This window comes from Streptomyces sp. NPDC051133, assembly GCF_040682635.1.
Classification (GTDB): domain Bacteria; phylum Actinomycetota; class Actinomycetes; order Streptomycetales; family Streptomycetaceae; genus Streptomyces.
On sequence record NZ_JBFBBK010000109.1, the window covers coordinates 1 to 8,491 of the forward strand.

The 8,491-nt window shown below is 72.9% G+C and carries 5 protein-coding genes; 3 read left to right on the plus strand and 2 right to left on the minus strand.

All coding sequences use genetic code 11. The features are described from left to right. Window positions 1-106 precede the first annotated feature (106 nt). A complete protein-coding gene (locus tag AB0N17_RS44440; protein WP_366017395.1) occupies window positions 107-1,699 on the minus strand; it encodes an AMP-binding protein in 1,593 nt (530 codons plus the stop codon). Beyond that, a complete protein-coding gene (locus tag AB0N17_RS44445; RefSeq protein ID WP_366017396.1) occupies window positions 1,696-3,369 on the minus strand; it encodes an AMP-binding protein in 1,674 nt (557 codons plus the stop codon). Before AB0N17_RS44445 ends, AB0N17_RS44440 begins: the two co-directional genes overlap by 4 nt. A gap of 114 nt (window positions 3,370-3,483) precedes the next feature. On the opposite strand from AB0N17_RS44445, the gene AB0N17_RS44450 reads away from it, so the two are divergent. The 3 genes from AB0N17_RS44450 (at window position 3,484) to AB0N17_RS44460 (ending at window position 8,334) form a co-directional block, all read left to right on the plus strand. Next, complete coding sequence (locus tag AB0N17_RS44450) at window positions 3,484-4,314, plus strand: helix-turn-helix transcriptional regulator (RefSeq protein WP_366017397.1); 831 nt, start codon at window positions 3,484-3,486, stop codon at window positions 4,312-4,314. Window positions 4,315-4,485: 171 nt separating this feature from the next. Beyond that, window positions 4,486-7,341, plus strand: coding sequence for an AAA family ATPase (locus AB0N17_RS44455; RefSeq protein ID WP_366017398.1), 2,856 nt, complete (start codon window positions 4,486-4,488; stop codon window positions 7,339-7,341). A 204-nt stretch (window positions 7,342-7,545) separates the two neighbouring features. Then, the gene (locus AB0N17_RS44460) at window positions 7,546-8,334 is read left to right on the plus strand and encodes a serine protease (RefSeq protein ID WP_366017399.1); all 789 of its coding nucleotides are present in this window, start codon (window positions 7,546-7,548) and stop codon (window positions 8,332-8,334) included. The last annotated feature ends 157 nt before the right edge of the window (window positions 8,335-8,491 follow it).

Below are 8,491 nucleotides of genomic sequence, written 5' to 3' on the forward strand. Positions count from 1 at the left end.
CCGGGCGCGTCCTGGACGCGGTGGAGAACTTCCGCTTCGACGAGGGCGTCCTCGGCTTCCTGCGCGAACGGAAGATCGTCGCTCCGCATGCTCGTTCCCCGGCGCTTCACACCCGGTACGTCTCCCGCAGTTCCACCTTGCGCACCTTCCCCGACACCGTCATCGGGAAGGAGTCCAGTATCTGCAGCCTGCTGGGGATCTTGTAGTGCGCGAGCCGGTCCCGGCAGAAGGCGCGCAGTTCCTCGAGCGTGAGCGGGTCGGCGGGGTCCTGCGGGATGACACAGGCGAGGACCTCCTCGCCGTACTTCTCGTGCGGGACCCCGACGACCTGGACGTCCCTGATCTTCGGGTGGGCGTAGAGGAACTCCTCGATCTCGCGCGGGTAGACGTTCTCACCGCCCCGGATGATCATGTCCTTGATGCGGCCGACGATCTCGACGTAACCGTCCTCGCGCATCACCGCCAGGTCCCCGGTGTGCATCCAGCGGCCCGCGTCCACGGCCTCGGCGGTCTTCCCGGGCTCGTTCCAGTAGCCCAGCATCACGCTGTAGCCGCGGGTGCACAGCTCCCCCGCGGCGCCCCGCGGCCGGGTGACCCCGGTGGCCGGGTCGACGACCTTGATCTCCAGGTGGGGCAGGACGCGGCCGACGGTGCCGGTGCGGTGCTCCAGGTCGTCGTCGATGCGGGTCTGCAGGGAGACGGGGGAGGTCTCCGTCATGCCGTAGCAGATGGAGACCTCCTCCATGTGCATCTCGGCGACCACTCGTTTCATCACCTCCACCGGGCACGGCGAGCCCGCCATGATCCCGGTGCGCAGGCTGGAGAGGTCGTAGTCCGCGAAGCCGGGGAGGTTCAGCTCGGCGATGAACATGGTCGGGACGCCGTACAGGGACGTGCAGCGCTCCCGCTGCACCGCCTCCAGGGTCGCCTGCGGCTCGAAGGACGGCCCCGGGATGACCATGCAGGCGCCGTGCGAGGTGGCGGCGAGATTGCCCATGACCATGCCGAAGCAGTGGTAGAAGGGCACCGGGATGCAGATCCGGTCCTGCTCGGTGTAGGAGACCAGCTCCCCGACGAAGTAGCCGTTGTTGAGGATGTTGTGGTGGGAGAGGGTGGCGCCCTTCGGGAAGCCCGTCGTCCCCGACGTGTACTGGATGTTGATCGGGTCGTCGCAGGACAGTTCCGCATAGACGGCGTCACCGGTCCCCCGCCCGAGCAGCGCCTGCCAGCCCGGGTCGCCGATGTACACGACCTCGCGCAGCTCGGGACAGCCGCCCCGCACCTGCTCGACCATCCCCCGGTAGTCGCTGGTCTTGTGACGCAGGGAGGCGAACAGCAGGGAGATCCCCGCCTGTTTCAGGACGTACTCGACCTCGTGGGTGCGGTACGCCGGGTTGATGTTCACCATGATCGCGCCGATGCGGGCGGTGGCGTACTGGACCAGCACCCACTCCGGGCAGTTGACCGCCCAGATGCCCACCCGGTCGCCCTTGGCCACCCCGCTCGCGACCAGCGCCTGCGCCAGCTCCTCGACCGACGCGCCGAATTCGGCGTACGTCCAGCGCCGCCCGGACGCCACGTCCACCAGCGCCTCCCGGTCCGGCCAGGCGGCGACGGCCCGGTCGAGATCGGCACCGATGGTGTGGCCGAGCAGGGCGGTGGAACCGGTTCCGTGCGTGTACGACAGCTGGGCGCTCACCGGAAGTCCTCCTCGCGGTACTCGTCCTGCGAGCCCGCGGCCGTGGCCTCGCGCAGCTCGATCCGGCGGATCTTGCCGGAGACGGTCTTGGGCAGCGCGCCGAACTCCAGTCGGCGGATGCGCTTGTAGGGCGCGAGCACCTCGCGGGCGTGCTCGAAGATGACCTTCGCGGTGTCGGGTCCGGGCTGCCAGCCCTCGGCGAGGACGACGTACGCCTTGGGCACGGCGAGCCGCAGCTCGTCCGGCGCCGGCACGACGGCCGCCTCCGCCACCGCCTCGTGCTCCAGCAGCGCGCTCTCCAGCTCGAACGGGCTGATCTTGTAGTCGGAGGCCTTGAAGACGTCGTCCGCGCGGCCGATGTAGGTGAGGTAGCCGTCCTCGTCGCGCGAGGCGATGTCACCGGTGCGGTAGTAGCCGCCCGCCATGGCCTCCGCCGTACGGTCGGGATCGCCGTGGTAGCCGGTCATCAGGCCCACGGGCCGCTCGGCCAGGTCGAGGGCGATCTCGCCCTCGGTGGCGCCGGGCGCGCCGGAGACCGGGTCGAGGAGTTCGATGCGGTAGCCGGGGCTGGGGCGGCCCATGGAGCCGGTCTTGAGCACCTGGCCGGGACTGTTGGAGACCTGCACGGCCGTCTCGGTCTGCCCGAAGCCGTCCCGGACGGTCACGTCCCAGGCCCGCCGGACCTGTTCGATCACCTCGGGGTTGAGCGGCTCCCCGGCGGCGACCGCCTCGCGGGGCGGGGTGCGCAGCTGGCCGAGGTCGGCCTGGATGAGCATGCGCCACACGGTCGGCGGGGCGCAGAACGTCGTCACCCCGGCCCGGTCCATCTCGGCCATCAGCCGGGCCGCGTCGAAGCGGGTGTAGTTGAAGAGGAAGACGGTCGCCTCGGCGTTCCAGGGCGCGAACAGATTGGACCAGGCGTGCTTGGCCCAGCCGGGCGAGGAGATGTTCAGGTGCACGTCACCGGGTTCCAGGCCGATCCAGTACATGGTCGCCAGGTGCCCGATCGGGTACGAGGTGTGGGTGTGCTCGACCAGCTTGGGGCGGGCGGTCGTGCCCGAGGTGAAGTAGAGCATCAGCGGGTCGTCGGCCAGGGTCGGGCCGTCGGGGAGGAACTCGGCGGGGGCGGTGTACGCGTCCTCGTACGGCTCCCAGCCCTCCTCCGGCAGGCCGCCGACCGAGATCCGGGTGAAGGCGCCGGGCACGTCGGCGAACTTGGCGGTGTCCTCCGCCCGCGCGATCACGTGCCGGACCCGGCCCCGCTCCACCCGGTCGCGCAGGTCGGCCGGGCCGAGCAGCGGGGTGGCCGGGATGACGACCGCGCGCAGCTTCATCGCGGCCAGCGCGGTCTCCCACAGCTCGGCCTGGTTGCCGAGCATGACGAGGACACGGTCCTCGGCGGCGACCCCCCGCTCGCGCAGCCACCGGGCGACCCGGCCCGAGCGCTCGGACATCTCCGCGAAGGACAGCCGGGTCTCGGTGCCGTCCTCCTCGACGATGTGCAGCGCGGTGCGGTCGTTGCCGGCGGCGATCGCGTCGAACCAGTCCAGCGCCCAGTTGAAGTGCCCCGGCCGCGGCCAGGAGAAGCCCTCGTAGGCGGTGGCGTAGTCCTCCCGGTGTTCCAGCAGGAAGTCCCGGGCGCTGCGGAACAGATCGGTCGCCGTCGTCATCTGGTGCCTCCTAGGTTCCGGACCATTGCCGGGCGGCTCTCTGGCATCGTCTAATCCGTGATGCAGGTCTCACTACCCCCGAACGGGGGTGTGGGTCACCGAAGGGGCGAACAGGTGACGGCAGATGCGGCAGGGGCAGTGGAGATCGGCACGGCGCTGGCCCGGCTGCGGCGTACGACGGGACTGCCGGTGGCGTTCGGCGGTCTGGTGGAGGCCGGGCGTCCGCAGATCCGCATCAGCGAGCTGAGCGGCACGACCACGACCGCGCTGCGCTCGCTCGCGGTGACGTCGGGCAACGGGCTCGGCGGCAAGTCGGTGGCGCTGGCGCGGCCTTGTGCGGTGACGGACTACTCCAGTTCCCGGCAGATCAGCCACGAGTACGACATTCCGGTGGCCGCCGAGGGCATCCGCTCGGTGCTGGCGGTGCCCGTCGTCGTACGGCGGCGGGTGCGCGGGGTGCTGTACGGGGCGCTGCGCGCGGCGCAGCCGCTGGGTGACCGCACGCTGGGCGCGGCGATGGCGGTGGCGAGGGACGTGGAGCAGGCGCTGGTGGTGCGGGACGAGGCGCGGGGGCTGCTGGCGCAGGCCCGGCCGGAGGGCGCGGACGCCGAACGGGGCGCCTCCTGGGAGCAGGTGCGCGAGGCGCACGCGGCGCTGCGGGCGCTGGCGCCCCGGATCCCGGACCCGCACGTGCGGGCCGAACTGCTCGCCGCCTGCGGCCTGCTGACCGCTCCGCGTCCCGCCGGAGGCGCGAGCCTGGCGCCACGCGAACTGGACGTGCTCTCCTGGGTGGCGGCGGGCGCCACCAACGCCGCGGTGGCCGAGCGGCTGGGGCTGCGCCCGGAGACGGTGAAGGGCTATCTGCGTTCGGCGATGCGGAAGCTGGGCGCGCACACCCGAGGGGAGGCGGTGACCGCGGCCCGCAGGGCGGGACTGCTGCCGTAGGGCCGGAGAGGGAAGCCGGTGCGACAGTCGTGAGGAAACTGTCCATTCATACGGTGGCGCCTTGAATTTACATATGCTTGACCGTTTGTTATTTCCCTCACCACGGCTTCCCTCCGAATTTCATGGATCGTTGCCTAGAATTTGGCCCGGACACGACACAGGAGGGGAGCGGTGACCGTGCGACGGGACTTCCAGGAGCCTGCCAGGTGCCACCCCGACCTGGTCATCGGCCGCGGGGACCTGTTCGCCGGAGCCCGTGACCAACTCGCCTCGGGCGGCAGTGTGCTGCTGCACGGCCCCGCCGGAATAGGGAAATCCACCGTCCTGCGGGCATTGGCCGAGGAATACGGTGCCACCGCCCGGACCGTGTTGCGCTGCTCGGCCACGGAGTCCGAATCCCACCTCCCCTTCCTCGCCCTCGCCGACCTCCTCGGCCTGGTCCTCGACGAGGTCTCCCCCCGGCTGCCCGCCGCCCAGCGCACCGCCCTGGAGTCGGCGCTCACCGGCCGCGGCGAGTCCAGCCTGCAGCGCGACGGCCTGGCGCTGCGGCTGGCGGTGCTCTCCGCGCTGCGCGCCCTGGCCGCCCGGGGCACCGTCCTGGTCGTCGCGGACGATCTGCAGTGGCTGGACCCGGCCAGCGCCGAACTGCTCGGCTTCGCCGCCCGCCGCCTGGAGGGCACCCCGGTGCAACTGCTGTGCGCGATACGCACCGAGGGACAGGAGAGCCAGGAGTACGACCGGCATCTGCGCGCCTGCCCGCCGGACACCCTCGCGGTCCGGCTGGGCCCGCTCTCCCGCACCCAGGTCGCCGATCTGCTCGACCACCGCGGCCACGGCCGGCTGCCCCGCTCCACGGTCCGCGAGATCCACCGCACCAGCGGCGGCAACCCGCTGTTCGCCCTGGAGCTGGGCCGCGCCCTAGCCGACCGTCCCACCCCGCCCCGCCCGGGCGAGCCGCTGCCCGTGCCGACCTCCCTGCGCGCCCTCGTCCTGAGCCGGCTGGACATGCTCTCCGTGGAGGCCCGCCGCACCCTGCTGGTGGCCAGCGCCGGCGCCCGCCCGACCCCGGCGCTCCTGCACGCGGCCGGCCGGGGGAACGCCGAGGCCGAGTGCGCCCAGGCCGCCGAACTCGGGCTGCTGGCCACCGAGCCCGACGCCCCCGCCGTACGGTTCGCGCACCCGCTGATCTCCGCCGCGCTGTACGCCGAGGCGCCCGCCCACGAGCGGCGGGCCGCGCACGCGGCGCTGTCCACGGCCGCCTCCGACCCGATCGAGCGGGCCCGGCACCTGGCGCTCGCCACCACCGGCGCCGACCCGGAGGTGGCGGGCCGGCTCGCCGAGGCCGCCGCCCTCGCCCGGGACCGGGGCGCCCCGTCGGTCGCCGCCCAGCTGGGGCTGCTCGCCGCCCGGCACACCCCCGCCGACGGCGTGCCCGGCCAGGAGGAGCGCCGGCTCACGGCCGCCGAGGACGCCATCACCGCCGGCGAGGTGGACCTGGCCCGGGACATCGCCCGGGAGGTGCTGACCCGGGCGAGCGTGCCCGCCCACCGGGTGCGGGCCTGGATCATCGTCATCGACACCGCGGGCCACACCATGGCCGAGGTCGACGCCGTCTTCCCGCAGGCCCTCGCCGACGCCGGCGACGACCCGCGGCTGCTGGCCCTGGTGCACTACCAGCTGGCCTGGCGGGCCCTCATCGTGGAGGGCGACTTCACCGAGGCCCGCGAGGCCGCCGCGCACGCCGCCGAGCTGGCCGCGCGCGGCAAGGACCGGCGCACCGAACTGCTCTCGCTCGCCTTCCAGGCGCAGACCGAGACCCTGATGGGCCATCCGGAGGCACCGCGGACCATCAAACGCGCGCTGAAGGAGCCCCAGGACCCCCGGGTGGCCTGTCATCACAACGGTGCGGGCAGCGCCCGGTTCCGCTGGCTGGTCATGGGCGACCAGCTGACCGAGGCCCGCGCCACGGTCACCGCGCTGCTGCGCGAGGTGCGCCGGCGCGGCTCGGTGGAGAGCGAGGTGCACTTCCTGCGCGGCCTCGCCGAGACCGAACTGCGCGCCGGGCACTGCGGCCGGGCCCTGGAACTGGCCCGGGAGAGCCTGCGCCTCGCGCGGGACTCGGGCATCGGGGAGACCGCCTCGGCGATGCTCACCTCCCTCGCGGAGGCCTCCGGCGGCGACGTGGACCGGGCGCTCGCCCTCGCCCGGGAGGCGGTGGAGCACGCCGAGGAGGACGGCGACCAGATGTACCTCTCGCGGGCGCTGGGCGCGCTCGGGTACGCCCAGTTGGTGGCCGGGGACCCGGCGGGCACGGTGCGCTCGCTGCGCCGGGTGCGCCAACTGGAGCTGGGGCTCGGCATCACCGACCCGGCGCGGGGCCGCTGGCAGGGGGACCTCGCCGAGGCGCTGGTCCGGATCGGTGAACCGGCCGAGGCGCAGGACGTCATCGACGCGAGCCGCGAGCACGCGCTCCGGCTCGGCCGGGACAGCGTCCTGGCCGTCCTCGACCGCTCCGAGGCCCTGGTGCGGGCCGCGCAGGGCGACACGGAGGCCGCCGTCGCCCAGCTGACGTCCGCTCAGGACCGGCTCGGCAAGCTCGGCTACGGCCTGGAGGAGGCGCGGGCCGCGTTCGCGCTGGCCCGGCTGCGCGGCCGCCGCCCGGCCACGGGGGTGCGCACCCCGGAGGCGGCCCGGAAGGCCGCGGCGGCCTTCGACGAGGCCACCCGGATGTTCCGCCGCTGCCGGGCGCTGCCCTGGCTGCGCCAGGTGGACGACGTCCCCACCGCCCCCGAGCCGGAGGCGGCCCTGGCCGTCCCTGACGCGCTGGACGCCCTGGAGGTGCTGGCCGCGATGGAGCGTCAGGTGGCCGCGCTGGTGATGGAGGGCGCCACCAACCGGGAGATCGCGGCACGGCTGTTCATCAGCGTGAAGACGGTGGAGGCGACCCTGACCCGGGTCTACCGCAAACTCGGGATCCGCTCGCGGGTGGACATCGTCCGATTGGCGGCAGGTCGGCGCGCGCGCTGAGCAGCGCTCTTGTTAACTGAACCGGACCGAGGGTTTTCCCTCACCCCACCCCCTAGGGGGTTCCCTCATTGGGAGCCGAGGGTTCCGGGTCCTAGCGTAAGGGGCGTGCCGCTCGCCCGGGCATACGGGGGTCGGTCCCGCGACCCCCGTGAACAACCCCGCCCGCGCGACCCCCCACCGGTGCAACCCCCACTGAGGAGACTCATGTTCGGGCTCAGACGTGCCAGACAGATCGCCGCGCCCCTGGTGGCCGGCGCCGCCGCGGCCACGGCGCTGTTCGCCTCCCCCACGGCGAGCGCCGCCCCGCAGCCGATCGTCGGCGGTACGACCACGACGACGGCCGCGTACCCCTTCGTCGTACAGATCACGGACGCCTCCGGCGACCAGTTCTGCGGCGGCACCCTGGTGGGCGCCACGAAGGTCGTGACGGCCGCGCACTGCATGGCCGGCGAGTCCACGAGCAGCGTCCGCGTGGTCGGCGGCCGCACGTACCTGAACGGCACCGACGGCACCGTCAGCAAGGTCAGCAAGATCTGGGTCCATCCGGACTACACGGACGCCACCAACGGCGACGACGTGGCGGTCCTGACCCTGGCGACGTCGATGCCGTACAAGCCGGTGTCGTACGTCTCCTCCTCCCAGACGGGTCTCTACGCGGCCGGCACCACGGCCCGGATCCTCGGCTGGGGCACCACCTCGGAGAACGGCGGCTCCTCCAACCAGCTGCGGACCGCGACCGTCCCGGTCGTGTCCGACTCCGGCTGCCGTTCCTCCTACGGTTCGGACTACGTCCAGTCCGACATGGTTTGCGCCGGATACACATCCGGCGGCGTAGACACCTGCCAGGGCGACAGCGGCGGTCCCCTGATCATCGGGGGCGTCCTGGCAGGGATCACTTCCTGGGGCGAGGGGTGCGCGGAGGCGGGTTACCCGGGTGTCTACACCCGGCTGACCACCTTCTCGGACCTGGTGAAGACACAGATCACCTCGTGACGGGAAAAGTCTCCTGAGCACGACTCAGGTGAGAGGCCAGGGGGCGTTGCGGGCTACCACGAGACCCCGAGGCCATCGGGCCCGACCCCGAGCGGCTCGCCCGCATCGGCGCCTTCGTGGAGCTGCACGTCGAACAGGGCCGCGCGCTGGACCTGTC

Excerpts from the sequence above, each read along its gene's own strand:
- AB0N17_RS44460 (WP_366017399.1), top strand. The coding sequence starts at position 7,546 with ATGTTCGGGCTCAGACGTGCCAGACAGATCGCCGCGCCCCTGGTGGCC.
- AB0N17_RS44445 (WP_366017396.1), bottom strand. The coding sequence starts at position 3,369 with ATGACGACGGCGACCGATCTGTTCCGCAGCGCCCGGGACTTCCTGCTG.